Source organism: Aeromonas sp. ASNIH1, from assembly GCF_002934285.1.
GTDB classification, from domain to species: Bacteria; Pseudomonadota; Gammaproteobacteria; order Enterobacterales; family Aeromonadaceae; genus Aeromonas; species Aeromonas caviae.
In genome coordinates this window covers 2,669,630-2,693,441 of record NZ_CP026228.1, presented here as the reverse complement: position 1 = coordinate 2,693,441, position 23,812 = coordinate 2,669,630, and the positions used below count along the sequence as shown (strand labels likewise).

The 23,812-nt window shown below is 64.1% G+C and carries 26 protein-coding genes; 16 read left to right on the top strand and 10 right to left on the bottom strand.

Features of this window, described 5'->3' with window-relative positions; translation table 11 throughout:
- Positions 1-3 precede the first annotated feature (3 nt).
- Both C2U37_RS13185 and frdD read left to right on the top strand, forming a co-directional pair.
- The gene (locus C2U37_RS13185) at positions 4-402 is read left to right on the top strand and encodes a hypothetical protein (RefSeq protein ID WP_010673804.1); all 399 of its coding nucleotides are present in this window, start codon (positions 4-6) and stop codon (positions 400-402) included.
- 112 nt (positions 403-514) lie between these two features.
- Positions 515-871 carry a fumarate reductase subunit FrdD gene (frdD, locus tag C2U37_RS13180; RefSeq protein ID WP_010673803.1) on the top strand — a complete coding sequence of 119 codons (357 nt, stop codon included), beginning with the start codon at positions 515-517 and terminating at the stop codon, positions 869-871.
- Between the two features lie 144 nt (positions 872-1,015).
- Here frdD and C2U37_RS13175 read toward each other — a convergent pair whose 3' ends face one another.
- The gene (locus tag C2U37_RS13175; RefSeq protein WP_104452465.1) at positions 1,016-1,714 is read right to left on the bottom strand and encodes a DAPG hydrolase family protein; all 699 of its coding nucleotides are present in this window, start codon (positions 1,712-1,714) and stop codon (positions 1,016-1,018) included.
- Positions 1,715-1,807: 93 nt separating this feature from the next.
- Between C2U37_RS13175 and C2U37_RS13170 the strand changes: the two genes are divergently transcribed.
- A complete protein-coding gene (locus C2U37_RS13170) occupies positions 1,808-2,449 on the top strand; it encodes a TetR/AcrR family transcriptional regulator (RefSeq protein ID WP_104452464.1) in 642 nt (213 codons plus the stop codon).
- A gap of 10 nt (positions 2,450-2,459) precedes the next feature.
- On the opposite strand, the gene C2U37_RS13165 is transcribed toward C2U37_RS13170, so the two are convergent.
- Together C2U37_RS13165 and C2U37_RS13160 are read right to left on the bottom strand one after the other, a co-directional pair.
- On the bottom strand, positions 2,460-3,680 hold the full coding sequence (locus tag C2U37_RS13165) for a winged helix-turn-helix domain-containing protein (RefSeq protein WP_104452463.1): 1,221 nt from the start codon (positions 3,678-3,680) through the stop codon (positions 2,460-2,462).
- Positions 3,681-3,754: 74 nt separating this feature from the next.
- A complete protein-coding gene (locus tag C2U37_RS13160) occupies positions 3,755-4,396 on the bottom strand; it encodes a class I SAM-dependent methyltransferase (RefSeq protein WP_104452462.1) in 642 nt (213 codons plus the stop codon).
- 187 nt (positions 4,397-4,583) lie between these two features.
- Here C2U37_RS13160 and C2U37_RS13155 point away from each other — a divergent pair, with 187 nt between their 5' ends.
- The 7 genes from C2U37_RS13155 to C2U37_RS13125 all read left to right on the top strand — a co-directional run bounded on the left by C2U37_RS13155 (position 4,584) and on the right by C2U37_RS13125 (position 11,084).
- The gene (locus C2U37_RS13155; RefSeq protein WP_041215639.1) at positions 4,584-5,249 is read left to right on the top strand and encodes a thermostable hemolysin; all 666 of its coding nucleotides are present in this window, start codon (positions 4,584-4,586) and stop codon (positions 5,247-5,249) included.
- Entirely contained in the window at positions 5,246-6,727 is a 1,482-nt protein-coding gene (locus C2U37_RS13150) for an AMP-binding protein (RefSeq protein WP_104452461.1), read from the top strand. Before C2U37_RS13155 ends, C2U37_RS13150 begins: the two co-directional genes overlap by 4 nt.
- Positions 6,724-7,380 (top strand): TenA family transcriptional regulator, encoded by a 657-nt coding sequence (locus C2U37_RS13145; protein WP_039039563.1) that lies wholly within the window; start codon positions 6,724-6,726, stop codon positions 7,378-7,380. The genes C2U37_RS13150 and C2U37_RS13145 overlap by 4 nt, the downstream gene beginning before the upstream one ends.
- Positions 7,377-8,225, top strand: a complete 849-nt coding sequence (locus C2U37_RS13140; protein ID WP_039039562.1) for an SDR family oxidoreductase — start codon at positions 7,377-7,379, stop codon at positions 8,223-8,225. Before C2U37_RS13145 ends, C2U37_RS13140 begins: the two co-directional genes overlap by 4 nt.
- Before the next feature lies 1 nt (position 8,226).
- Positions 8,227-8,874 (top strand): tetratricopeptide repeat protein, encoded by a 648-nt coding sequence (locus tag C2U37_RS13135; RefSeq protein ID WP_104452460.1) that lies wholly within the window; start codon positions 8,227-8,229, stop codon positions 8,872-8,874.
- An 81-nt stretch (positions 8,875-8,955) separates the two neighbouring features.
- Complete coding sequence (locus C2U37_RS13130; RefSeq protein ID WP_041215642.1) at positions 8,956-9,648, top strand: response regulator; 693 nt, start codon at positions 8,956-8,958, stop codon at positions 9,646-9,648.
- Complete coding sequence (locus C2U37_RS13125) at positions 9,645-11,084, top strand: ATP-binding protein (protein ID WP_103261708.1); 1,440 nt, start codon at positions 9,645-9,647, stop codon at positions 11,082-11,084. The genes C2U37_RS13130 and C2U37_RS13125 overlap by 4 nt, the downstream gene beginning before the upstream one ends.
- A gap of 67 nt (positions 11,085-11,151) precedes the next feature.
- Here C2U37_RS13125 and rloA3 read toward each other — a convergent pair whose 3' ends face one another.
- Positions 11,152-11,646 carry a retropepsin-like aspartic peptidase RloA3 gene (rloA3, locus tag C2U37_RS13120; RefSeq protein ID WP_010673791.1) on the bottom strand — a complete coding sequence of 165 codons (495 nt, stop codon included), beginning with the start codon at positions 11,644-11,646 and terminating at the stop codon, positions 11,152-11,154.
- Positions 11,647-12,022: 376 nt separating this feature from the next.
- Here rloA3 and C2U37_RS13115 point away from each other — a divergent pair, with 376 nt between their 5' ends.
- From C2U37_RS13115 to efp, 3 genes are all read left to right on the top strand, one after another.
- The gene (locus tag C2U37_RS13115; protein WP_104452459.1) at positions 12,023-13,066 is read left to right on the top strand and encodes a GMP reductase; all 1,044 of its coding nucleotides are present in this window, start codon (positions 12,023-12,025) and stop codon (positions 13,064-13,066) included.
- A 95-nt stretch (positions 13,067-13,161) separates the two neighbouring features.
- Entirely contained in the window at positions 13,162-14,358 is a 1,197-nt protein-coding gene (gene earP, locus C2U37_RS13110) for an elongation factor P maturation arginine rhamnosyltransferase EarP (RefSeq protein ID WP_104452458.1), read from the top strand.
- 45 nt (positions 14,359-14,403) lie between these two features.
- On the top strand, positions 14,404-14,970 hold the full coding sequence (gene efp / locus C2U37_RS13105) for an elongation factor P (RefSeq protein WP_010673788.1): 567 nt from the start codon (positions 14,404-14,406) through the stop codon (positions 14,968-14,970).
- A gap of 94 nt (positions 14,971-15,064) precedes the next feature.
- Here efp and C2U37_RS13100 read toward each other — a convergent pair whose 3' ends face one another.
- The 4 genes from C2U37_RS13100 to C2U37_RS13085 all read right to left on the bottom strand — a co-directional run bounded on the left by C2U37_RS13100 (position 15,065) and on the right by C2U37_RS13085 (position 18,384).
- A complete protein-coding gene (locus C2U37_RS13100) occupies positions 15,065-15,736 on the bottom strand; it encodes a methionine ABC transporter permease (protein WP_010673787.1) in 672 nt (223 codons plus the stop codon).
- The gene (locus tag C2U37_RS13095; RefSeq protein ID WP_010673786.1) at positions 15,721-16,515 is read right to left on the bottom strand and encodes a methionine ABC transporter ATP-binding protein; all 795 of its coding nucleotides are present in this window, start codon (positions 16,513-16,515) and stop codon (positions 15,721-15,723) included. The genes C2U37_RS13100 and C2U37_RS13095 overlap by 16 nt, the downstream gene beginning before the upstream one ends.
- Positions 16,512-17,195, bottom strand: a complete 684-nt coding sequence (locus C2U37_RS13090) for a MetQ/NlpA family ABC transporter substrate-binding protein (protein ID WP_233768388.1) — start codon at positions 17,193-17,195, stop codon at positions 16,512-16,514. Before C2U37_RS13090 ends, C2U37_RS13095 begins: the two co-directional genes overlap by 4 nt.
- A gap of 148 nt (positions 17,196-17,343) precedes the next feature.
- On the bottom strand, positions 17,344-18,384 hold the full coding sequence (locus tag C2U37_RS13085; protein WP_039041093.1) for an isopenicillin N synthase family dioxygenase: 1,041 nt from the start codon (positions 18,382-18,384) through the stop codon (positions 17,344-17,346).
- Between the two features lie 310 nt (positions 18,385-18,694).
- On the opposite strand from C2U37_RS13085, the gene C2U37_RS13080 reads away from it, so the two are divergent.
- A complete protein-coding gene (locus C2U37_RS13080; protein ID WP_104452456.1) occupies positions 18,695-19,465 on the top strand; it encodes a DUF3530 family protein in 771 nt (256 codons plus the stop codon).
- Positions 19,466-19,585: 120 nt separating this feature from the next.
- Positions 19,586-20,542 carry a D-2-hydroxyacid dehydrogenase gene (locus C2U37_RS13075; RefSeq protein ID WP_039041095.1) on the top strand — a complete coding sequence of 319 codons (957 nt, stop codon included), beginning with the start codon at positions 19,586-19,588 and terminating at the stop codon, positions 20,540-20,542.
- 86 nt (positions 20,543-20,628) lie between these two features.
- On the opposite strand, the gene C2U37_RS13070 is transcribed toward C2U37_RS13075, so the two are convergent.
- Positions 20,629-21,102, bottom strand: a complete 474-nt coding sequence (locus tag C2U37_RS13070; protein WP_039041096.1) for a YMGG-like glycine zipper-containing protein — start codon at positions 21,100-21,102, stop codon at positions 20,629-20,631.
- 241 nt (positions 21,103-21,343) lie between these two features.
- Positions 21,344-22,888: a sensor domain-containing diguanylate cyclase gene (locus tag C2U37_RS13065; RefSeq protein WP_104452455.1), complete on the bottom strand. Its 1,545-nt coding sequence runs from the start codon at positions 22,886-22,888 to the stop codon at positions 21,344-21,346.
- Between the two features lie 290 nt (positions 22,889-23,178).
- On the opposite strand from C2U37_RS13065, the gene C2U37_RS13060 reads away from it, so the two are divergent.
- Positions 23,179-23,781 carry a nitroreductase family protein gene (locus C2U37_RS13060; RefSeq protein WP_010673779.1) on the top strand — a complete coding sequence of 201 codons (603 nt, stop codon included), beginning with the start codon at positions 23,179-23,181 and terminating at the stop codon, positions 23,779-23,781.
- Positions 23,782-23,812: the final 31 nt, after the last annotated feature.

Genomic DNA, 23,812 nt, shown 5'->3' with positions numbered 1-23,812 from the left:
ACCATGAACAACACTGAGAGCAAACGTAAGCCCTACGTGCGCGAGATGAAGAAAGACTGGTGGCTGAAGAATGCCTTCTACACCGGTTACATGATCCGCGAAGGCACCAGCATCTTCGTCTCCATCTACGCCGTCGTGCTGATGTGGGGTCTGCTGCGCCTGGTACAGGGCCAGGAGGCATTCAACGGCTGGCTGGAATCCCTGCAGAGCCCCATTGCCATCCTGTTCCACGTCATCGCCCTGGCAGCCTGCCTGTTCCACGCCAAGACCTGGTTCGCACTGGCACCGAAAGCCATGCGCATCTTCCGTGGCGAAGACCTGGTGCCGGAGAAGCCGATCGTCATCGCCCAGTATGTGGCGCTGGCGGCGGTATCCCTGCTTGTCCTGATCATCGTGGCCTGAGGAGAAAACCATGAGACGTTCTGACGAACCCGGTTATTGGTGTCTGTTTGGTACCGGGCTCTCACTCAGAAACGTTGGCCACGATCACTCAATCATGATTTGAGGAAAAAATATGAGACGTTCTGACGAGCCAATTTACTGGGGTCTGTTTGGTGCGGGTGGCATGGTGGTTGCCATGCTGCTGCCGGTCATTGTCCTCATCACAGGTCTGCTGGTGCCCATGGGCATCATGGACGTGGAGACCATGAGCTACGAGCGCGTGCTGGCATTCGCCAGCTCCTGGTGGGGTGCCTGCATCCTGCTGGTGATCATCGCCCTGCCCGTCTGGCACGGCATGCACCGCATTTACCACGGCCTGCATGACTTGGGGATCCACACCACCAAGCTGCACCACTATGTGTTCTATGGCTTCGCCTTCCTGGTGTCCGCCATCACCGTCGGCCTGCTGATGGTGCTGGTGCTCCAGTAAGCACATCCTGACTGCATGACAAACCGGGCCCAGTGCCCGGTTTTTTTATGGCCCCTCGGCGGCTCACGCCACAGCCCGATAGCCGGCATTCCCACTGGATGTGTCAAGGCACTCAGCCACATTCAGCGCCAACTGTCAGCCCCGTCACCAGAGCGTCGGCGCCGGTTCACGACCGTTTTCCGCGTAGTAGAGCGACGGCAGAAACTGCGCCAGATAGCTGAACTCGCTGTAGCAGTGGCGCATCAGGTTGAAGCCTATCTCGTCCGGCACCTCGTCAAGCGGATTGGTGCAGGCCTTGCCCAGCAGGAAGCGGCTGCGCAGCACACAGCCGTATGGGGTATCGCGCGCCAGGTGCAACATCTCGCCATCCAGCGGCGCCCCCTGCTCATCCAGCGCCACCTCATCGCCAAAGCCGATACGGGCGCAGATGGCGGCAGAGAGAGCCTGCGTCTCCCGCGCCTCCTGTAGCGATTGCGGGGCGAACACCTCTTCGGCGCCGTGGAACTTGAGGCGAGCTGCCACCGGCGGCAGCTCGGCAAGCCACTCCACCGCCTCTATGCTGGCTCCCACGAAGCGCTCCCCTTTTTTCCAGTGATGATCCCAGCCCCGGTGCTCGACATGATCGTGGGGGTGCCACCACCTGATGTGCTGGGTCGTCTCGAAGAAGGTGAACCACCAATCCAGCATGCGCCCCTTGCAGCCGTGCAGATCGGTGCGGATGGCGACCGTCAGCAGGCCGTCGGTGCTACGGGTCAGACCCATTTCCAGGCGAAGGGGTTGCGGACTGAGCAACTCATTGATGTCATTGACGCCCCAGGGGGCAAACAGGGCAGAAGGATGCATGATATGACTCCCATAAATTTAGGAAACGAAGTTCGTTTCTTAAATTACGCTATGCCTGTATGCTTAGTCTGTCAATACTTTCCAGGAGCCCATATGTCGCACCAGAACGATGAAGAAACACGCTCACGAGGCCGTCCGGTCACCCCGGAAGCCGACCTTCGCGCCGCCCTCGCCGAGGCGACACTGACCTTGTTGCTCAAGGGGGGCTACAGCGCGGCGACCGTGGATGCGGTGGCTAAAGAGGCGGGGGTTGCCAAGAAGACCCTCTACCGCTTCGCCGCCAATCGCGACGAGCTGGTAGCGCAGGCGGTGCGCAGCTGGACCGATGCCTTCCAGCCGGCCTTCGAGCAGGATGCAACCCACCCCGAGGCACTGGGAGAGATGCTGGAGCAGGGCTTGCAGGCGATTGCAGATCAGGTGCTGAGCGCACCGGCGGTGGGCATGTTCCGGCTGCTGCAGCATGAGTTCACGGGGCGGGATGCCCTGTTGGTGGCCTATCAGGAGAACGGTATTGCCCGCGGCAGGGCGACCCTGGCGGCGTGGCTACAGCGCCAGCAGCAACTGGGCTGGCTGCGCGAGCTGGACGCTGCCCAGACCAGCGATCTGTTGCTGGCGATGACCATGGCGGAGCCGCTGCGCCAGATGGCGCTCGGCTTGCTGGCGCCGGGCAGCGACATCCGCGCGCGCATCACCGCGGCCGTTGCGCTGGTGCTGCCCGGCTTGATGCGAGGGTAGGCGTCCTTCCTCAGCGTGCCACCTCCTGCCATTGAGCCAACAAGGGAGCAGGAACGTTGCCATAACGCAGCAGCGGGGTCTGGTGCCACTCCGCCAGCTTCTGGATGGCCTTGCCCAGATCCTGGGCCAGGGTCCGGGTCACCCTGATCCCGTCTTCCAGATAGAGGCTCTTGACCTCAAACACCCCCTCCTTGCGATGGGCCTTGGAGTCCATCCTGCCCAACAGCTTGCCGCGATGCAGCAACGGCAGCACGAAATAACCGTACTGGCGCTTGGGGGCCGGGGTATAGCACTCGATGCGATAGTCAAAACCAAACAACTCGCTGGCCCGCTTGCGATCCCACACCAGCGGGTCAAAGGGCGAGAGCACGGCGGTGTGGCTCGCCTTGAGGGAGCCCGCCTGGGCCCGGACCAGTTCATCGGCCAGGGAGGCGTGAACGAAGGCTCCGTGCTGCCACCCCTCCACTCGTACCGGCAACAGCTCCCCCTCGTCCGCCAGCTGGTGGAGCAGGGCGTCGTATTTCCCCCGTTTAAGGCGATAGTAATCCGCCACCCAGCCGGTCTTGACCAGCCCCAGCGCCCGGCAACTGGCTCGCACCATGTCCCGCCGGGCGAGATCAGGACTCGGCAGATCCCGCTCGTCATTCCACTCCGGCATGACCCGCTCGGCGAGATCGTAGACCCGCTGGAAATTGCGCCGTTCGCGCACCATCAGCTGGCCTGCGGTAAACAGCACCTCCAGGTGGCGCTTTTCGGGCTTCCAGTCCCACCAGCCGTTGCCCTTGCCCCTCTTGCGCTCGAAGTCTGCCGCCCGCACCGGGCCATCCTGGCGAATGCGCTCCACTATCTGCGCTATCTCGCCGCCGTGGGTCTTGAGCCACTGGGCGGAGAACTTCCAGCCCATGGCGGCGGGATCCAGCATGCGATGGCGCAGCAGCCGGTAATCTTCCCGGGGGACGAAACAGGCCTCGTGGGCCCAGTATTCGAAAAGATCACCATCGGCCAGCAGTTGTTCCAGCCAGCGCGGATCGTAGTGGCCAAGGCGGCTGAACAGCACCAGATAGGGGCTGCGGGCCACCACGGAGATGGTGTCTATCTGCAGCAACGCCATGCGGCGAATGCAGGCGAGCAGGTCGGCGGGGGTTGCTCTGGCGCGGCGCGGGGTCAGCAGCCCCTGGGCCGCCAGTTGCAGGTGGCGGGCGTCTTGCAATGAGAGGTGGGGGATCGACATGGAGATAGGGGCATCCGTTCCTGAGTATCAGGCCACCAGCATGCCCAACTCATGGCCAAATGAAAACGCCCGGCTCAGGGTTTGGTGAACAGCGCCACATCCGCATGAGGAAACTCGACCGCTGCCTGCCAGCGGACCGCCAGGGCACGGAATGAGGCCTCGGCGAAGAAGACGATATGGGTGGGATCGTGGCGATAGCGCCAGGTCTTGAAGCGCTCGTCCCCCAGCACCCGCTGGGTCTGCAACACCAGCACCCCGCCGGGCTTGAGACAGCCCCAGAGCGTGTCCAGCACGGCGCGGGGGGTGGCGATGTGCTCTATCACCTCGGTGCTGGTGATGAAGTCATATTGCCTTGTCAGGCACTCGGGGTTGTCGGCATAGAACTTGTCGTAGCCCGCCATCTCGAAGCCCGCCTCCCGCCCCATGGCGATGAGGGCAGGCCCGGGGCCGCAGCCAAAATCGAGGCCGCTGGCAGGAGGCGACACCCGGGCCAGCACCTCGCCAAAGGCACGCATCAGAAAGGCCCGGTAGCGGGGATCGTCCACCCGGTTGTCGTGCCCGTCATAGACCGCCTTCTCGGCCCCCTCGTCCAGGTGGTCCGCCTCGTCCATCCAGACCAGCTCGCACGCCAGGCAGCGGTAATAGCCCTTGCCCGCCACCGGCAGGGCATGGTGCCGAGGGGAGAGACACAGGGGACAGTGAACAGGGGATGACATGGCAGCTCCTCGGGTGGCGACAGCGGGGCAGATTGCCTGCCACGCCCGCTGCTGGCAACTGTTTTGTCTGGAGCCCCCATCGACCCCCGTTCACCCCCCGCCAGTTTTTTTCGTCTTTTTTTGCGCCTTAAGGGTTTCTTAAGTTTGCCTTTTTACTCTCATCCCATCGCAAGAGAAGGAGCCAACCATGACCATCGAGATCCAAGCCCCCTACCGGTTGATCCTGGCCGAATCCCCGCAGCAGGTCATGGCGCTGCAAACCTATATCCAGGCCGCCTACACCCTCGAGTTCAACGCCCGCATTCCCCATTTTCTGCCCTGCCTGCTCGGGCTCTACCGGGCAGATGGCGTGCTGGTCGGTGCCTGCGGCCTCAACCAGGCCTGCCATGGCGAGCACGAGCAACCGCTCTATCTGGAGCAATATCTGGAGCAGCCTGTCGAGGCCGCCATCGAGACCCGTCTCGGGGTCCGTCCGGCCCGCCACCGCATCATCGAAGTGGGCAATCTTGCCTGCAGCGAACCGGGTCACGCCCGCCTGATGTTTGCCGCGCTGTGCCGTCTGCTGTGTGACAACGCCCTGGACTACGTGGTGTTCACCGGCACCGCCAAGCTGCGCAACAGCTTTACCCGCCTGCGTCTCAACCCGGTGGAGCTGGCACTCGCAGAGGCCCATCAGGTGGGAGAGGATGCCAGCGCCTGGGGCGAATACTACCGCTGCCAGCCCAAGGTGATGGCAGGCGACATCAACCAGGGGCGCGAGGTGCTCGCACAGAGCAGCCTGCTGCTCAACCTGCTGGGGCCCATGCCCCGCCTTTTTAACCATGCCGACATCGACAGGAGGTGCGCGCAATGACGCTGTTCGACACCATCGCCCACCATGCCAGCCAGACCCCGCACCAGCCTGCGCTGCTAGGCAGCCAGGGTGAGCTGGATTACCAGAGCCTGTGGCAGCAGATCCAGCAACTGGCTGGCGTGCTGCAAGGGGCCGGCATCCGCCGCCTGGCCCTGCAACTCGACAACGGCCTGCCCTGGGCGCTGATCGATCTCGCCTGTACCTGGGCCGGCATCGTGGTCATCCCGGTTCCCCACTTCTTCAGTCCGGCGCAGCAGACGTGGCTGCTGGAAAGCAGCGGAGCAGACGCCCTGGTCGGCCCGGAGCACCAGGGGTGGCAAGCCGCCTCACCCCTCGTGCTCATGGCAGGCAGGCCCGATGAGCAGGCCGTGCCCCTGTGGCGCCGCATCCCGGCCCGCCTCCCCGAGCTGCCTGCGGGCACCGCCAAGATCACCTATACCTCGGGCACCACGGGGCAACCCAAGGGCGTCTGCCTGTCGCTGGAACAGATGACGGCGGTCTGCGGATCCCTTGCCCTGCGGGTGGCCCCTGCCCGGGTTGAGAAACACCTGACCCTGCTGCCCCTCACCACCTTGCTGGAGAACCTGACCGGCTTGTATGTACCTCTGCTGACCGGCGCCTGCAGCCGCATCCCTTCCCTGGGGGAACTCGGCTTCTCGGGCTCCAGCAAGCTGGATCCTGCGGCCCTGGCCCAGGCACTGCTGCGCTGGCCCAGCCACAGCCTGGTGCTGGTCCCCGAGTTGCTGCGCCTGCTGCTTGCTCTGTGCCTCAACACCCCTGCCCTGGCGACACAGCTCGGCACCCTGCGCTTCGTCGCCGTGGGCGGCGGCAAGGTCGCCCCCGAACTCATCGCTCACGCCCGTGCGGCGGGGCTGCCGGTCTACGAGGGATACGGTCTCTCAGAATGCGGCTCCGTGGTCGCCCTGAACGGCCCCCACGGGGATCGTCCCGGCAGCGTCGGCCTGCCCCTGCCCCACTGCCAGGTGACGAGCGCCGCAGACGGCGAAGTCATGGTCAGCGGCAGCGCCATGCTGGGCTACCTGGGGGAAGAGGGCGAGACGGGCAGCCAGATCGCCACAGGGGATCTGGGTCGGATCGACGAGGAGGGCTATCTCCATATCACGGGGCGCAAGAAGAACGTGCAGATCACCGCCTTTGGCCGCAACTTCTCCCCGGAGTGGGTGGAAGCCCAGGCCCAGCTCTGCCCGGCCATCGCCCGCATCGTCATCTTCGGTGACGGTCAGCCCGCCAACGTGGCCCTTATCCAGCCGCTGCCGGGCAGCCAGTCCCAATTGCCAGAGCAGATTGCCCGGCTCAACCAGCAGTTGCCCGATTACGCCCGCATCCATCACTGGTTGCCGGTCGCCCTGGATCAGCTCCCCGGCCTGCTGACGGCCAACGGGCGCCCCCGTCGCAACGAGATTTATCACCATTTTTCCCGGCAGATCAGCCAATGCCTCACAGGAGAGACCTCATGAGCTTCTACCAGACCCTGCAACAAGCCACCGCCTGCGAGCGCGAACGCCTGTTCAACGCCCCCATCATCGAGGCCTGCCGCCGCGGCGACATCAGCCGTGACACCTACCTCGCCTTCCTGGCACAGGCCTACTACCACGTGCGCCACACGGTGCCGCTCCTGATGGCCACCGGCGGCAAGCTGGGGCAGGAGTACGAATGGGTGCGTGGCGCCATCAGGGAGTACATCGACGAAGAGTACGGCCATCAGGAGTGGATCCTGAACGACATCCGTGCCTGCGGCGGTGATGCCGAGGCGGTGCGCCACGGCCAGCCAGGCCTGCCCATCGAGCTGATGGTGGCCTTCCTCTACGACCAGATCCAGCGCGGCAATCCCATGGGCTTCTTCGGCATGGTGCAGGTGCTGGAAGGCACCAGCGTCGCCATCGCCCTGACCGTCGCCGACCAGCTCAAGAGCGGTCTGGGTCTGCCGCCTCAGGCCATGAGCTACCTGAGCTCCCACGGGGCCCTGGACCAGGAGCACCTCAAATTCTTCGAATCCCTGATGAACCGGGTGGAAGATGCCGCCGATCAGGCCGCCATCATTCACGCCGCCAAGGTGGTCTACCGCCTCTATGGCGACATGCTCTATCAGCTCACGGGATCCTGCCAATGAAGCTTGAAGGTAAACGCATACTGCTGACTGGCGCCAGTGGCGGCATTGGTGAAGCCCTGGCCCATGAACTGGCGGCCCAGGGTGCCCATCTGCTGCTGCACGGTCGTCGGGCCAGCGCCCTGGAGCGCCTGCGCCGGGAGCTGCCTCATCCGGATCGCCACCAGACGGTGACGGCCGATCTTGGCTCTCCCCATGAGCGGGCGCAGCTGCTGCAACATCCGGCCCTGGACGAGGGGCTGGACGTGCTCATCAACAGTGCGGGCTGCAACCAGTTCGCCTGGCTGGAAGATCAGAGCAGCGAGCAGGTGACACGCCAGTTGCTGCTCAACGTCGAGGCGCCCATCCAGCTCACCCGGGCCCTGCTGCCCCGGCTGCGCAAGCCCGCCATCATCATGAACATCGGCTCCAGCCTCGGGGCCATCGGTTTTGCCGGCTACAGCGTCTATTGCGCCAGCAAGTTCGCCATGCGCGGCTTCAGCGAGTCCCTGGGGAGGGAGCTGGAGGGAACCGGCATCAAGGTGCTGCACTTTGCCCCCCGCGCCACCCGCACCCACCTCAACTCCGAGGCGGCCTATGCCATGAATGCCGAGCTCGGCACCCGGACCGACAGCCCACAGGACGTGGCCGAGGAGGCCGTCATCGCCCTGTGCAACGAAACGCGCCGCCGCTGGCTTGGCTGGCCGGAAAAGCTCTTTGTGCGGCTCAACGGCCTGCTGCCCGCCTTGGTGGACATGGCCCTGGCCAAGCAGCGCCCGATCATCGAGCGCCACGCCCGCCGCACCGCCTCCCCTGCCCCCGATCACAGGAGCGATCCCGCCTGTGCGACAAACGAGAAGGAACATTGAGATGAAGCACGCCACTTTCCGTCCCCGATTTGGTCACGGCCCCCTGTTGCTCGCCCTGGGAGGCCTGCTGGCAAGCGGTCTGGCCCAGGCCGCCGATGCCCTGCCCACCATTCAGCAGGAGTGGGCCCACTGCCAGTACCAGCAGACCGGAAAAGCCAAGGAGAGCTGCCTGGAGAGCCTGAGTGCCAAGGCCGATGAGGCGAGCGCCAAGGAGGCATTTCGCACCGATCTGCTGATCTGGTCCGCCATCGTCAAGAGCACCTGGGCGGGGGCCAAGGGTGGCCTCGGCGCCCTTGGCCTGGTGAAGGAGGCCAAGGCCAAGCTCGAGATCGCCATCAAGCAGGATCCCAAGGCGCTGGAAGGCTCGGCCTACACCAGCCTGGGCTCCCTCTACTACCAGGTACCGGGCTGGCCGGTGGGCTTTGGTGATGACGAGAAGGCGGAGAAGCTGCTCAAGCAAGCGCTGGCCATCAATCCCAACGGCATCGACCCCAACTTCTTCTACGGCGACTTCCTGCTGGATCAGGGTGACAAGGCACAGGCGAAGGTCTATCTGGACAAGGCCCTGGCCGCCCCGGCCCGCCCTGGCCGCGAGGTGGCGGACGAGGGCCGCAGAATGGAAATTCGCGAGCGTCTCGCCAAGCTGTAAACACAAGCAGCACAGTGTGCTATTTCAACTCTGCCCACCAGCTTGCATACTGGTGGGCAGTGTCGTTTGAGGGAGAGAACAATGCGGATCCTGTTGGTGGAAGATGATGTGATGCTGGGAGACGGCATGGTGGATGCCCTGCGCAGCAGCGGCTACACGGTGGACTGGCTCCAGCAGGGGATGCCGGCCCTCTCGGCGCTCAAGAGCGAGGAGTTTGCCGCCCTTGTCCTGGATCTCAACCTGCCGGACATCGACGGCATCAGCCTGCTGCGCAAGTTGCGCCGGGAGGGGCAAACCCTGCCTGTGCTCATCCTGACCGCCCGTGATGCCCTGGACGACCGGGTACTGGGGCTGGATGCAGGCTCCGACGACTACATGGTCAAACCCTTCGCCCTGCAGGAGCTCAACGCCCGGCTGCGCGCCCTGGTGCGGCGCAGCAAGGGGCAGGCCCAGGCGGTGCTGGAGTACGGGGAGCTGCAGCTCTTCCCCGCGTCACAACAGGTCACCTATCGGGGCGAGCCGGTCAAGCTCACCCCCCACGAGTACAAGCTGTTGCAGGAGCTCATCACCCAGAGCGGCCGGGTATTGAGCCGGGATCAACTGCAACAGAGCCTCTACGGCTGGGACGAGGGGGCAGAGAGCAACGCGGTGGAGGTGCACATTCACCATCTGCGCAAGAAATTCTTCCCCGAGCTCATCCGCAACATTCGCGGTGTCGGTTACATCGTGCCCCAGCTCGACGTCCAGGGCGCAAGAGGAGCCTCCGCCCCATGAGTCGTGTCCGTTCCATCCGCCGTTTCCTGCTCTCCGGCATCCTGGCCCTGGTCAGCCTCAGCCTCGCCATCAGCGGCCTTATCGGCTACCTGCAGGCCAACCACGAAATGGAAGAGCTGTTTGATGCCCGTCTCGCCCAGTCCGGCCGCATCACCAACCAGTTGCTCAGCCGCTATCTCAAGCAGAGCGGCGAGCTGCCGCGCAACGGCACCGTGTACCAGGAGTGGGTGCAGGCCGTCCCCGAGACGCCCCACATCGAGAAGGGCGGCTTCTTCCAGTTCGGCCAGGACAACGAGTTCACCCCCTATGGCCATGAATTCGAGCACAACCTCTACTTCCAGTTGCTGAGCGAGCAGGGCGCCGTGCTGCTGCGCTCGCCCAATGCCCCGGCCCAACCGTTGACCACCCTGGAGCGGGGCTTCAACAGCGAGACCAAGGATCACCACGAGTGGCGCACCTTTACCCTCTACAACGAAGGTGAACAGACCTGGCTCATCGTGGCGGAGCGGGATGACGAACGCAGCGAGCTGGCCAGCAAGATGGCCACCCTCACCATGCTACCCCTCTTCATCACCCTGCCCTTCCTGCTCGGTCTGCTGTGGTGGCTGATCACCCGGGGGCTGTCACCGCTGCACCAGCTGGCGCAAGCCATCGGCGAGCGTCATCCCGCCAACCTGAGCCCCCTCAATCTCGCCATCAAGGCCGAGGAGCTGACGCCGCTGGTGGGGGAGATCAACCGGCTGATGCACGCCCTCGCTGACACTCTGGATCGGGAGAAACAGTTCACCAACGAGGCCGCCCACGAGCTGCGCACCCCCCTCGCGGTGCTGCGCATCCACAGCGAGAACGCCATGACAGCCGAGGATGATCAGAGCCGGGAGCAGGCCCTGCGCAAGATGCTCTTGGCCCTCGATCGCAGCGATCGGCTGATCCGCCAGTTGCTGACCCAGGCCCGCATCGACAACCAGCAGAGCCCGGCCCTCACCGCCCTCCCCCTGTTCCCCCTGTTGCAGGGCACCCTGGCGACCCTGGCCCCCATCGCCCTGAAAAAGGATCAGCAGCTGTCCCTGGAGGGCGCCGAACAGGTGCAGGTAATGGGACAGGCGATGTTGCTGGAGCTGATGTTCGGCAACCTCATCGACAATGCGCTGCGCTACACCCAGGTGGGCGGCGAGGTCGCCGTGGTGGTGAGCCAGGTGGGCAACCGGATCCGGGTGGATGTGCGGGACAACGGCCCCGGCATCCCCACCGCCGCCCTCTCCCGGTTGTGCGAGCGCTTCTTCCGGGTCAATCCCCAGCAGGGGGATGGCGTGGGCCTTGGCATGGCTATCGTCTCGCGCATCGCCCAGCTTCACGGAGCGGATCTCGACATCCACAACCGGCCCGAAGGGGGGCTCGAAGTGAGCGTGCTGCTGCCCACCTCGCGCCAGGCATGAGGGGTCAGCCTTTGCGCACGCCATGAAAAACGGGGGCCAGGCCCCCGTTTTTCATGGCTGCACCACCCTAGTCGCAGGTGGGCTGTACCGTGAAGGTCCTGCTCGAATCCACCGGTCCCAGCTCCGCCAGCAGACGGCGCCCCAGCAGCACCGGGTAGATCATCTTGCTGCGATCCCGCAGGGTGAACCACTCCTTGTAGACCTGGTCCCCGACGCAGACGGACATGGTCACCGTCGGGCGCTGCTCCATGCCGCCCGCCCCGCGCACCGTCACGCTGCGCTCCACAGGTCGCTCCACGCTCCGGCGCACCACCTTGTCGGTATTGGCATCGGTCAGCACCAGGTTGAAGCGCACCCAGGGCTTGCCATCCTTCTTGAAATGCTTCAGGTCGCGGGCATCCAGCGACGAAGTGAGGGCACCGGTATCGAGCTTCATCTTGACCGCCACCCCGTAGGGCATCAGCACCCCCTTCTCGATCCAGCCATAGCTGGTCTGGGCCGCCATCGCGCTGCCGCACAGCGCCCACATCATGGCCGCCGCCACCATTCTCTTGCCCATCATGCTCTCTCGCCTTGTCAGTCTTGCGCCCAGATGTATCACAGCCAACTGCCGGGTCAACCGGATTCTGGCGCGCAGGGGAGCTGGCTCTGGACGCGGTGCCAACAGGCGACAATCCATGCCGGGCACGGCGCGTGAGTGGGGAATGCAGCAGGAAAACGAGGGGAGAACAGGGTGCTGGATGACGCTGGCGGCCATCCTCAGGTTGTGACGCCAAAGGCTACCACAGCGGTGCGTGAATTATCAGTCTTGTTCTGACGGGATTTTTGCCTACACTGCTGTAAACCGGAGGGCCTGAAAACCACCGGTTTTTTTGCGCCTGCCGAAAAGTTGCCACTGCAAAGTGACCTCTCACACAAGGCTCAATAAGGAATTCGCAATGCGTATCGAAGAAGACTTGAAGCTCGGTTTCAAGGATGTCCTGTTTCGCCCCAAGCGCTCTACTCTCAAGAGCCGTTCCCAAGTCAGCCTGACCCGCCAGTTCACCTTCAAGCACACCCAGACCCGATGGCAGGGCGTGCCCGTCATCGCCGCCAACATGGATACCGTCGGCAGCTTCGCCATGGCGCGTACCCTGGCCAGCTTCGAGATGATGACGGCGGTGCACAAGCACTACAGCCTTGCGCAGTGGCAAACCTTCGTCAATGAGACCGACCCGGTCCTGCTGGGCCACGTAATGGTCTCCACCGGCACCTCGGAGGAGGACTTCACCAAGACCCGCCAGATCCTCGCGATTTCCAGCGCCCTGCGCTTCATCTGCGTGGACGTGGCCAACGGCTACTCCCAGCACTTCGTCGAGTTTCTGCGCAAGATCCGCGAGGCCTGCCCGAACCACGTCATCCTGGCAGGCAACGTGGTGACCGGCGAGATGGTGGAGGAGCTGATCCTCTCCGGCGCCGACATCGTCAAGGTGGGCATAGGCCCGGGCTCGGTCTGCACCACCCGGGTCAAGACCGGGGTCGGCTACCCGCAGCTCTCCGCCATCATCGAGTGTGCCGATGCGGCCCACGGCCTGGGTGGCCAGATCGTCGGCGACGGCGGCTGCACCTGCCCGGGGGATGTGGCCAAGGCGTTCGGCGGCGGCGCCGACTTCGTGATGCTGGGGGGCATGCTGGCCGCTCACGAAGAGTGCGGCGGTGAAATCGTCGAGGTCGATGGCGAGCCCTTCATGAAGTTCTACGGCATGAGCTCGGCCAGCGCCATGGACAAGCACGCCGGCGGCGTCGCCGAGTATCGCGCCTCCGAAGGCAAAACCGTGCTGCTGCCCTACCGCGGCCCGGTGGAGAACACGGTGCGCGACATCCTGGGCGGGGTGCGATCCACCTGCACCTATGTGGGGGCCAGCCAGCTGAAAGAGCTCACCAAACGCACCACCTTCATCCGGGTGCGCGAGCAGGAGAACAACGTCTACGGCAAGGAGTAACCTGCCACAGACCCCGTCACGCGCTGACGGTTAGAAGCCGACCAACCGGTGTGCTACCCTGCGCACCGGTTTTTTTGCATCTGGGATCCCGCGCCATGACAAGCCCTCTCCCCCCCTTCGACTGGGACATCTTCTGCTGCGTCGTCGACAACTTCGGTGACATCGGCGTCACCTGGCGACTCGCCCGCCAGCTCAAACAGGAAGGCGCGCTCCCGGCGCAGAAGAGTGAGGTGCAGGTGCGGCTCTGGGTGGACGATCTGGCTAGCTTCGCCCGCATCTGCCCGGCGCTCGACCCCGCACAGGACGGTCAGTGGGTCGATGGCATCTATGTCCAGCACTGGCACGAGCGCCTCCCCGCCGACATGACCCCGGCCAGGGTCGTCATCGAGGCGTTTGCCTGCGAGCTGCCCGCCCCCTTTATCGAACGCATGGCCGAGCAGACCACGCCCCCCTGCTGGATCAACCTCGAATACCTCTCGGCCGAGAGCTGGGTCGAGGATTGCCATGGCCTCGCCTCGCCCCAGCAGGTCGGCAGCCGGCGCCTCGACAAGTACTTCTTCTTCCCGGGTTTCACCGCCAGAACCGGCGGCCTCTTGTGCGAGCACGGCCTCATCGTCGAGCGCGAGCGCTGGCAGCAGGATGAAGCGGGACTGACTGCCTACTGGGCCAGCCTCGGCCTGCCACCCCAACGAGAAGACGAGCTGCGGGTCAGCCTCTTTACCTACGAGAGCGAGGCGCTCAGGAGCCTGGTCGAGGGCTGGCGCCAGAGCGTCACCCCCGTCACCCTGCTGCTGCCGCTGGGGCGCTCCCTCGACGACGTGCTCATCGGTGCAGGGCTGGCAGAGGCCATTCCCGGTGCCCGGGCCGGAGATCTGCTCCAGGCGGGCAACCTCACCATCAAGCTGCTGCCGATGACCGATCAGAGGGGTTACGATCGCCTGCTGTGGAGCTGCGATCTCAACCTGGTGCGCGGGGAGGACTCCTTCGTGCGGGCCCAGTGGGCGGGGCGCCCCTTCCTCTGGCATATCTACCAGCAGGAAGAGGATGCTCACATGGTCAAGCTGGACGGTTTTCTCGACCACTACCTCTCCCCCTTGCCAGCGCCGGCCGGTCAGTGGCTGCGCCGCTTCAACCATGCCCTCAACCGGGGGGAATACACCGGTGAACTCTGGGCACAATGGCCGCAATACGCGGCCATATGGCAGCAACATGGGCGCACCTGGCCACAGAGGCTGCTGGCGGACGGGGATCTCGTCACGAGGTTGGTGAAATTTTTAGAAAGCCGTATATAATCTGGCAGTTTTTATCCGTCCGTTTCACGAACAGGAATTTTTTACATGAAAACCGCACAGGAAATCCGCGCTGGTAACGTAGTCATGATCGGCACCGAGCCGATGGTGGTCCAGAAGGCTGAATTCAACAAATCCGGCCGTAACTCCGCCGTGGTCAAGATGAAGCTGAAGGGTCTGCTGAACGGCAGCGCCACCGAGACCGTCTTCAAGGCCGACGACAAGCTGGAAGTCGTTCAGCTGGAGCGTAAAGAGTGCACCTACTCCTACTACTCCGACCCGCTGTATGTCTTCATGGACACCGAGTACAACCAGTACGACGTCGAGAAAGACAACCTGGGTGATGCCCTGAACTACCTGGTAGACGGCATGGAAGACCTCTGCGAAGTGACTTTCTACAACGAGAAAGCCATCTCCGTAGAACTGCCGACCACCATCGTGCGTGAAGTCGAGTACACCGAGCCGGCCGCCCGTGGCGACACCTCCGGTAAAGTGACCAAGCCTGCCCGCCTGAAGGGCACCTCCTACGAGCTGGCCGTTGCCGCCTTCGTGGAGATCGGTGACAAGATCGAAATCGACACCCGTACCGGTGAATTCAAGCGTCGCGTCAACTAAGTTGACCCCTTGATGTGATTGCCAAAAAAGCGAGCCCAGGCTCGCTTTTTTATTGGCTGGCACCTCACGGCCGGCCTGATGAGAAGCCGTGCCCCTAGCGGCGATGGGCCAGTGCCCGCACCAGCCTGTCCCCCACCCCCTGTACCAGTTGCACCAGCAGCAGCAACATGACCACGGTCCCTGCCATCACCTTGTCGTCAAAGCGCTGGTAGCCGTAGCGGATCGCCAGATCCCCGAGCCCGCCGCCACCGACCACCCCCGCCATGGAGGAGAAGCCAATGAGCATCACCACCGTCAGGGTGAGTCCGGCCAGCAGCGCCGGCAAGGCCTCGGGCAGCAGCGCCTTGACGACCACGTGCCAGCCGCTGCCCCCCATGGCGAGCACGGCTTCGACGCGCCCCTTGTCCACCTCATCGAGGGCGCTCTCCACCACCCGGGCAAAGAAGGGGAAGGCCCCCAGGGTGATGGGGACGATGGCGGCGGTGCTGCCCAGTGAGGTGCCGACCACCAGCCGGGTCAGGGGGATCAGGGCGATCAGGAGCACCACGAAGGGGAGCGACCGCCCGATGTTGATACCGATCCCCAGCACCATGTTGAGACGGGGCAAGGGCAGCACGCCCCCGGGACGGGTCACCACCAGCAGCACCCCGGTCGGCAGCCCCAGCAACAGGGTGAACACGGCCGCCACTCCCACCATGTAGAGCGTTTCGAGCGACCCCTGATACATCAGTTCGAGCAAGGCATCGACACTCAGGCGACTCTGCATAAACGCACCTCCTCTGTGACTCCGTGACGCGCCATGAAACGCCGCAGGATCTCGGGATCCGGCAACAGGGCCTGCCGCACGCGGGAGTCGGGGTTGGCCAGCAGGGTGCCCAGAGCGCCGCTTTCCACCAGCTGACCCCGTTCAAGCAATGCCGCGTGATCGCAGATGGCCCTGACCACCTCCAGCTCGTGGGTGATGAGCACTATGGTGATCCCGAGGCGGCGGTTGATGTCGGCAAGCAGCGCCAGCACCGACTCCGTGGTCTCCGGATCCAGGGCACTGGTCGCCTCGTCACAGAGCAAGTGGCGCGGATTGGCGGCCAGGGCGCGGGCGATGCCCACTCGTTGCTTCTGCCCCCCCGACAACTGGGAGGGAAAGGCGCGACGGTGCTCGCCAAGCCCCACCAGTTCCAGCAGCTCGCTGACCCGGGCAGCCCGCTCCCGGCGCGCTACTCCGGCGATTTCCAGCGGGACTGCCACGTTCTCCTCCACGCTGCGGGCGTGCAGCAGATTGAAGTGCTGGAAAATCATGCCGGTCCCCTGACGGTGGCGGCGCAAGGCCGCCCCCTCCAGGGCCGTGATGTCGCGGCCATCGAACAGGATGCGGCCCCGGCTTGGCCGCTCCAGCAGATTGAGGCAACGAATGAGCGTGCTCTTGCCCGCGCCGCTGCGCCCGAGAATGCCGTAGATGGCCCCATCCGGAATCTCGAGCGACACCCCCTCCAGAGCGGGTTGCCCGTGCCCCGGGTACTGCTTGCCGAGCCCCTCCAGCACGATCATGACTGCCGCCCGGCCACCGGGATCACCGACCCCTTGTAGCTCTTGCGAATGAAGTCGGCGATCGCCCTGGACTCCAGATCCCGCGCCAACTGGCGGATCCGCGGATCATCCTTGAGCGCCGGGGTGGTCACCAGGATGTTGGCGTAGGGATTGTTCTGGGCGCTCTCCAGCCCCAGGGCATCGCGAGCAGGCTCCAGCCCCGCCTCCAGGGCATAGTTGCCATTGATCACCGCCAGATCCACGTCATCGAGGGAGCGCGGCAGCTGTGGCGCCTCGATCTCCAGGATCTTGAGCGCCTTGGGGTTGGTGGCGATGTCGTGCACCGTCGCCAGATCCCGCGTCTGATCTTCATGGCCGGCCTTGAGGGTGATGAGCCCCTCGTGCTGCAACAGATAGAGGGCCCGGCTCAGGTTGGTGACATTGTTGGGCAGGGCTATCACCGCCTTTTCCGGTACCTCCCTCAGGTGCTTGAACTTCTTCGAATAGATGCCAAGAGGCTCCACGTGTACGGTCGCGGCCACCACCAGCTCGGTGCCGAGCGCCTTCTCCTGATCCCGCAGGTAAGGGACGTGCTGGAAATAGTTGGCATCCACATCACCCGCCACCAGCAGGGCATTGGCATTGATGCCGCCGCTGAGCTCGATCACCTGCAGATCCAGCGAAGGGTCCTGGCGTTTCACCTCGCCGAGGATATCCGCATGGGGCAGTGGATCCGCGGCAACCCGCAGCGCCTGGGCGGCCTGGGCGGAGAGAGAGTCCGAGGGCCAATACCAGGCCGCTCAGGGAAAACAGTCCGTGCTTGTTCATCTTGTGCTCCTTGCAATGCAATCAATGGGTGGTTTCGCCGACCGCCAGCGCCCGGGGCGCCGGCAACAGATCGGCATGGTGGCGCAATGCCACATCAGGGTGAGAACGCAGCCGCCCCTTGAGGTAGTTCCAGCCCACCTCCCGCAGCAGCGGATTGTGCGGGTCGGTGGCAGGCCCTCTGGCTTCACGGGCCAGTGCCTCGGGCAGCGGATAGACGGGCACCACGGCGTCGAGCTGGGCCCCCAGGAAGAAGGCGATGGAGAGACGCTCCTGCCCCGGCGCCGACGGCACCACCCGGTGCACGGTCGCCCGCAGGTAGCCGTTGCTGGCGAGCTCCAGCAGCTCACCGATGTTGACCACGAAGGTGCCTGGGAGCGGGAGCGCATCGATCCAGTGATCCGGCGCCACCTCCACCTGCAGGCCGGGCTGGTCATCCTGCAGCAGGAAGCTCAGGAAGCCCGAATCCTTGTGGGGACCGACCCCCTGGGTGGCGCCCCGCTCACCGGGATAGCGGATCAGCTTGATATGTTCGTTGGGACGCTCTCCGTGCAGGGCATCGAAGGCATCTGGCGACAATGCGAGCGCCTCGGCAAAAGCCCCGAGCAGAGTACGGGACATGCGGGTCATCTGCCCACGCCAGCGCGTCAGCACGGGTTGCAGTGTCGGCAGCGCCTCCGGCCACTGATTCGGCCCCTGCAACCGCCACCAGGGCGGGTCGCCCGCCGCGCGCGGCAAGGCAGGGCGATCGGCACCGATATCAAACTGCTCTCGCCAGTCGGGTTGACCCCGGGTCAGCTCCGCCCCCGGTCGGTTGTAGCCACGAAAATGGGGAGAGTGGATCATGGCGACCTGCTGCTTGGCCGCCAGAGGCAGCGCAAAGAAGGCCCGCGACAGCTGCTGCACCTCCTGTTGCAGCTCGGGATCGATGCCGTGGCCGGTCAGGTAGAAAAATCCCGTCTCTCTCGCGGCATCGCGCAACGATGCCAGAAAATCGGCCCGAGCGTCGGGCGAGGCATCCAGCTGCCTCAGGTCGAGGATGGGCAAGTGAACCAAGGTGCTCATGGCGATAACGCTCCCTGTCGATGGAAAGTGAGGGTGAACCTCTCGTTCTGACGAGACAGGGGGGAGAATTCTCCGCCTGCGGCCAGTGGCGACATGCCCCGGCCCCCTGTCTGTCTGCCCTTACTGAACCATGTATGGGTCTCGGGATGGAACAATCAAAACCGGGAATGCTTTGCCATTTGGAACAATCCCGGGCCCGTGTCCGGCCCGCCGGTCAGACCCTCTTCGCCACCGCCGATGCCGATGTGCCCCCCTTGCCCTAAAGAAACCCCCGGCGAGGCCGCTATGAGGGAGTGCTGGAGGATCCCCCATGACATTTCGCCCCTATCTGCTGCTGACCCTGCTTGCTTTTGCCGCCCACGGCGCCGGGCAGGCACCGTCAGGCGCCGCCCCGGATCCAGCCCCCCTGGTTCCCCCCGACTACTGGCAGAGCAGCGACTGGCAGGGAATACCCGACAGCACCAGGGTGGACAAGCAACAGGTACTGTTTGCCAAGCACAACAGCGACAACTACGTGGGTCTGGTCATCCTGCTGCCCGACTGGCAGCGCAGCGGCCAGCTGTGGCAACTGACCCGGGAGCTGGGGCGCCTCGGTTTCGATACCCTGCTGCTGCTCCCCTCGCCGCAGCAGACCGAGCTCGACCCCGCCGCCGAGAAGAAACAGCAGGTCATCGACGATTTTCGCAAGCAGTTTGCCTCCCGCATCAGCAAGCTGGGGGATGCCAAGCTGCAGGAGGGGGGCTTCAAGCTGCTGCTGGCTCAGGGTACCAGCGCCGCCTGGGCCGCCAACCTCATCGCCAGCGAACAGTTGCCCGCCCCCGATGCCCTGGTGCTGCTCGATGGCTTCTTCCCCAACCAGCTGAGCAACCAGACCCTCGCCAAGCAAATAGCCCAGGGCAGCATCCCTACCCTGGATCTCTATCAGGAGGAGGGAGGACGCTGGCCCCTGCTGGCGGCCGAAGCCCGCAGAAGCGAGAGCCGCCGCAGCCACAAGCTCAACTACCGCCCCTATGCCCTGATGGACCTGGAGGAGACGCCGGGGCGCATCCAGGGCTGGCTGACGCACCTGGGCTGGATCTGAGTCCCTCCGAGGCACAGCCACCCGCCTTTACCTTCCCCATCGGACTTGGCCCGATGCCACCGCGCTGGTCAGCCGCCCTCCATGTTTGGCATCATGTCCGAACCAATGGCAGGAGGCTTCATGCAGCAAATCGTGTTTCTCGACAGCGACACCCTGGACACCGGCATCAATCTGCGCCGCCCCGATTTTCCCCATCACTGGCAAAGCTACCCGACCACGGCACCGGATCAGGTGGTGGAGCGGCTCAAGTGCGCCAGCATCGCCATCATCAACAAGGTGCGCATCGGGGCCGATGAACTGGCCCAGCTGCCCGAACTGCGCCTGATCGCCCTGGCCGCCACCGGCAGCGACAACCTGGATCTGGAGGCGTGCCGCGCCGCCAATGTCGCCGTGTGCAATATCCGCAACTACTCGGGCCCTTCCGTCCCCGAGCACGCCATGGCCCTGATGCTCGCCCTGTCGCGCAACCTGTTCGCCTGGCGCCAGTCCCTGCTGGAGGGGCGCTGGCAACAAAGCGGCCAGTTCTGCTTCTTCGACCACCCCATCACGGATCTGCATGGCAAGCGCCTCGGGATCATCGGCAAGGGAACCCTGGGACAGGCACTGGGACAGCGGGCCAGCGCCATCGGGATGGAGGTTTACTATGCCCAGAGCCAGGTCGGCTCCCCGGGGGATGACGACAGGCTGCCCCTGGATGCCCTGCTGCAAAGTTCGGATGTGATCAGCCTGCACTGCCCGCTCACCCCCTACACCCGCCATCTCATCGGGGAGCGGGAGCTGGCCCTGATGAAACCGGGCGCCCTGCTCATCAACGTGGGCCGTGGCGGCCTGGTGGACGAGCAGGCGCTGCTCGAAGCCCTCGGCAACGGCCGTCTGGGCGGCGCCGGTTTCGATGTGGCGAGTGTCGAGCCGCCGCCTCCGGATCACCCTCTGATGCAGGCCCTGCGTTACCCCAATTTCATCCTGACTCCCCACGTGGCCTGGGCCAGCGAAGAGTCGATGCAGCGCCTCGCGGATCAGCTCATCGACAACATCAACGCCTTCTCCCTTGGCAGGCGCCAGCACCGGCTGGTGTAAGAGGCCGCTCGCCGCCCCTCACGGGCCGGCAGCGGGATCAAAAAAGGGGCCAAAGGCCCCTTTTTGTCGGTCAGCTTGCCGCGGCATCAGTCGTCATGCCATCTGTGCTTGCGGTGCTTTTTGTGTTTCTTGTGGTGCTTGTGATAGCGCCTGTCATCGTAATAGCGATCGCCGCGGCTCTCATGACCATCCCCGGTCCTGGCTCCGATGGCGGAGCCACCGGCACCACCGATGCCGGCGCCGATCAGCTGGCCCGTGCTGCCACCGACGCTCTTGCCGATGGCAGCCCCGCCCAGGGCACCAACGGCGCCGCCGAGCGCAGCTTCGTTCTTGTTGCCTCTATTGGCCGTGGCCGCACCACCGGCCGCGCCCCCCAGGGCAGCCCCCACCAGGGCGCCGGTGTCGCCACCCAGCTCCTTGCCGATCATGGTGCCCGCCACCCCGCCGGCTCCGCCGCCGAGAATGGTATTGAGGGTCTCGGATGCCTGCACCTGTCCTGTGCCCAACAGCAACGCCCCCAGCAGCGCCAGTGCGCTCATGCCAAACGGTTTCATTTTCATGGGGTACTCCTGTCAAACCTGATGATTGATTATTTTTCCCTACACTATACAAAGCCCCCTGACCTGCGCCACTGCCGCAAGGGGCACCTCACGGCCAGCCCTCCCTGTCTCCGGTTCGCGACACAATGCAAGAAAGCAGGCTAACCACCTGAAACCACATCAAAAAAAAAGGTCACACGAGAAATCATCCCCGTCATGACCCTTTTCTAGGCCCAAAGGCCCTTTTTTGCAGCGATCACCGTCAGACAGATACTGTCACAACCTCCCCGTCAACGGGCAACGACGCCGCCAGATGCCAGCAATCCCGCCCCTGGTGCTTGCTCTCGTACAGGCAGGCATCGGCCCGCTCGAGCAGCGTCAGGGCATCATCCGGATAGCGCGCGCCGCCGGCGCTCAGGGTGATGGCGTCGGCGAACTCCCGCCATTTCAGGGCCTTCACCCGACCGAGCAGGTGGGTCAGGCGACATTCCACCTCCGCCTGCTCCCAGGGCAGCAAGGCCGCAAATTCATCGCCCCCGATGCGGTAGACCTGCTCATCCCCCAGGGTTCTCGCCATGATGGTGGCTACCCGAAACAGCACCGCATCCCCCACACCGTGTCCCCAGCTGTCGTTGACGCGCTTGAAGTTGTCCACATCGAACAGCACCAGCCAGTAGGGTGTCCCCGCCTGCTCCAGCCCGGCCCGCTGCTGATCGAAGGCCCTCCGGTTCAGGATGCCGGTGAGAGGGTCGTGGAGCAGGGCATCCTGCCCTTGCAGCAGGCTGTTTCGCACCTGTTCTATCTCCCCCAGGCTGCCGTGCACGAACCAGGTTCGCTGACGCCGCTGGATCTCCTTTCGCGCCTCATCCCGGATGAGGCCGCTGAGCGAGCCCTGCACAAGCGCCTGCTCCTGGCGAAAGATCCGCATCAGAAAGCACAGGCTGCACAGCCAGATGCAGAGCAGCGCCAGGGCGGGCAGCACCACCATCAGCAGGGTGTCTTGCAGGTTTTCATGAAAATGGGAGGGGGGGAGATAGACGTTGAGATCCCACTCCATCCCCTCCAGAGCGTGTTGCAGGTGGCGACCGGCCCAGAACCCGTCCAGCCCAGCCGCCTGCGTCTCCCGCTCGAGATGGGGCGGCAACAGCGACAAATTGTGCCCCACCACCAGCTTGCCGCCCTTGCGCTCGGTGATGTAGAGGGCCACCGGGTCCTCACCCACTGACCGGTGCAACGCCCCCTGCAAGGCGCTGAACGACATGTCCACCATCAGCAGCCCAAGCAGTTGCCCCTCATCATCCTTGACCCGCTTGATGAGGGTCAGTACCTCTCCGGCCAAATCGAACGCCGGGTAGGGACCGAACCAGACGAGATCATCACCCTCGCCGGACAGGGTCTGGTACCAGGGCCGCGCCTGTGCCCGGTAGCCCTCCGGTTGCTGCCAGTCGGGATAGCTGTCGAGCCGATGGGTGCGCGCGTTGTAGAAATAGAGGAAGTGGGCGTCGTACTTGAACTGATGGGCAATGGCCCAGATGGGATTGATGGCCGATGCCCCGGCAGCGATGGCCTGCTTGTCCAGGGACGCCTCCAGTACGCCAAGCTGGCGGCGGTTGTCCTGCGCCATGTCCTGGAGCAGGGTGGCGTCGAGGGCGGCCAGCATGTGACCGTAACCCGCCACCGTCTTGTCGATGCTGCTCAGGTAGCTGGCTGCCGCCAGCAACAGGGTGGCGATCAGCACCAGCCCTCCCAGGAGAAACGACAGCGGAGTCAGTATGTAATAGCGTTCCTTGATCAGCGCCGCCGTCATGTCAATCTCTATAAAATGTCATATTGGATGAATTTTATAGATTAAAAATCTGCAAAAGATATTGATTGAAGTCATTAACATCCACTGCTAATGATAAAAAAGATATCAAGGTGTCTCACGGCCATATTCACATCCGTCATGTGAATATCCATAAAAAGTAGAAACAGTCATTACTCCTCGTTGACGGTTTATTGCCCGCAAGGTGCTATAGTCGATGACTCGAGAAATCGGAGCCAGATGACCTTTGTCGGCAACGCTGGCGGTGATGATTCATCAACCAAGGAGATGTTATGAGCAGTCCGTTTATCGAACAGATCAAAGCACGTCGTACCATCTATGCCCTGGGCAACCGGGTGACCCACTCCGAGGCCCAGCTGACCGCTCTCATCAAGGATGCCGTCAAGCACAGCCCCTCTTCGTTCAACTCCCAGAGTTCCCGCGCCGTCATCCTGTTCGGTGAGCAGCACCACAAGCTGTGGGACATCGTCAAGGCGGAGCTCAAGAAGATAGTGCCGCCGGAGGCCTATCCCCAGAGTGAAGCCAAGATCAACGGCAGCTTCCGCGCCGGGGCTGGCACCGTGCTCTTCTTCGAAGACACCGCCGTCATCGAGGATCTTCAGCAGAAATTCGCTCTCTATGCCGACAACTTCCCCATCTGGTCCGAACATGCCACCGGGATCGCCCAGTTCGCGGTCTGGACCACCCTGGCCCAAGAGGGCATCGGCGCTTCCCTGCAACACTACAACCCGCTCATCGACGATGCGGTGCGCAAGGAGTGGGACCTGCCCGCCAGCTGGCTGCTCCGTGCCCAGATGCCTTTTGGCAGCATAGAGCAACCTGCCGGCGACAAGACCTTCATTGACGACGACGTGCGTTTCCGGGTCTTCAAGTAAGCCTTCACGCCCCCTCCACCAGGGGGCGTTT

What these genes read in the sequence shown, in the direction of transcription:
- C2U37_RS13185 (WP_010673804.1), top strand. Translation starts at nt 4, where the DNA reads ATGAACAACACTGAGAGCAAACGTAAGCCCTACGTGCGCGAGATGAAG.
- frdD (WP_010673803.1), top strand. Translation starts at nt 515, where the DNA reads ATGAGACGTTCTGACGAGCCAATTTACTGGGGTCTGTTTGGTGCGGGT.
- C2U37_RS13175 (WP_104452465.1), bottom strand. Translation starts at nt 1,714, where the DNA reads ATGCATCCTTCTGCCCTGTTTGCCCCCTGGGGCGTCAATGACATCAAT.
- C2U37_RS13170 (WP_104452464.1), top strand. Translation starts at nt 1,808, where the DNA reads ATGTCGCACCAGAACGATGAAGAAACACGCTCACGAGGCCGTCCGGTC.
- C2U37_RS13165 (WP_104452463.1), bottom strand. Translation starts at nt 3,680, where the DNA reads ATGTCGATCCCCCACCTCTCATTGCAAGACGCCCGCCACCTGCAACTG.
- C2U37_RS13160 (WP_104452462.1), bottom strand. Translation starts at nt 4,396, where the DNA reads ATGTCATCCCCTGTTCACTGTCCCCTGTGTCTCTCCCCTCGGCACCAT.
- C2U37_RS13155 (WP_041215639.1), top strand. Translation starts at nt 4,584, where the DNA reads ATGACCATCGAGATCCAAGCCCCCTACCGGTTGATCCTGGCCGAATCC.
- C2U37_RS13150 (WP_104452461.1), top strand. Translation starts at nt 5,246, where the DNA reads ATGACGCTGTTCGACACCATCGCCCACCATGCCAGCCAGACCCCGCAC.
- C2U37_RS13145 (WP_039039563.1), top strand. Translation starts at nt 6,724, where the DNA reads ATGAGCTTCTACCAGACCCTGCAACAAGCCACCGCCTGCGAGCGCGAA.
- C2U37_RS13140 (WP_039039562.1), top strand. Translation starts at nt 7,377, where the DNA reads ATGAAGCTTGAAGGTAAACGCATACTGCTGACTGGCGCCAGTGGCGGC.
- C2U37_RS13135 (WP_104452460.1), top strand. Translation starts at nt 8,227, where the DNA reads ATGAAGCACGCCACTTTCCGTCCCCGATTTGGTCACGGCCCCCTGTTG.
- C2U37_RS13130 (WP_041215642.1), top strand. Translation starts at nt 8,956, where the DNA reads ATGCGGATCCTGTTGGTGGAAGATGATGTGATGCTGGGAGACGGCATG.
- C2U37_RS13125 (WP_103261708.1), top strand. Translation starts at nt 9,645, where the DNA reads ATGAGTCGTGTCCGTTCCATCCGCCGTTTCCTGCTCTCCGGCATCCTG.
- rloA3 (WP_010673791.1), bottom strand. Translation starts at nt 11,646, where the DNA reads ATGATGGGCAAGAGAATGGTGGCGGCGGCCATGATGTGGGCGCTGTGC.
- C2U37_RS13115 (WP_104452459.1), top strand. Translation starts at nt 12,023, where the DNA reads ATGCGTATCGAAGAAGACTTGAAGCTCGGTTTCAAGGATGTCCTGTTT.
- earP (WP_104452458.1), top strand. Translation starts at nt 13,162, where the DNA reads ATGACAAGCCCTCTCCCCCCCTTCGACTGGGACATCTTCTGCTGCGTC.
- efp (WP_010673788.1), top strand. Translation starts at nt 14,404, where the DNA reads ATGAAAACCGCACAGGAAATCCGCGCTGGTAACGTAGTCATGATCGGC.
- C2U37_RS13100 (WP_010673787.1), bottom strand. Translation starts at nt 15,736, where the DNA reads ATGCAGAGTCGCCTGAGTGTCGATGCCTTGCTCGAACTGATGTATCAG.
- C2U37_RS13095 (WP_010673786.1), bottom strand. Translation starts at nt 16,515, where the DNA reads ATGATCGTGCTGGAGGGGCTCGGCAAGCAGTACCCGGGGCACGGGCAA.
- C2U37_RS13085 (WP_039041093.1), bottom strand. Translation starts at nt 18,384, where the DNA reads ATGAGCACCTTGGTTCACTTGCCCATCCTCGACCTGAGGCAGCTGGAT.
- C2U37_RS13080 (WP_104452456.1), top strand. Translation starts at nt 18,695, where the DNA reads ATGACATTTCGCCCCTATCTGCTGCTGACCCTGCTTGCTTTTGCCGCC.
- C2U37_RS13075 (WP_039041095.1), top strand. Translation starts at nt 19,586, where the DNA reads ATGCAGCAAATCGTGTTTCTCGACAGCGACACCCTGGACACCGGCATC.
- C2U37_RS13070 (WP_039041096.1), bottom strand. Translation starts at nt 21,102, where the DNA reads ATGAAAATGAAACCGTTTGGCATGAGCGCACTGGCGCTGCTGGGGGCG.
- C2U37_RS13065 (WP_104452455.1), bottom strand. Translation starts at nt 22,888, where the DNA reads ATGACGGCGGCGCTGATCAAGGAACGCTATTACATACTGACTCCGCTG.
- C2U37_RS13060 (WP_010673779.1), top strand. Translation starts at nt 23,179, where the DNA reads ATGAGCAGTCCGTTTATCGAACAGATCAAAGCACGTCGTACCATCTAT.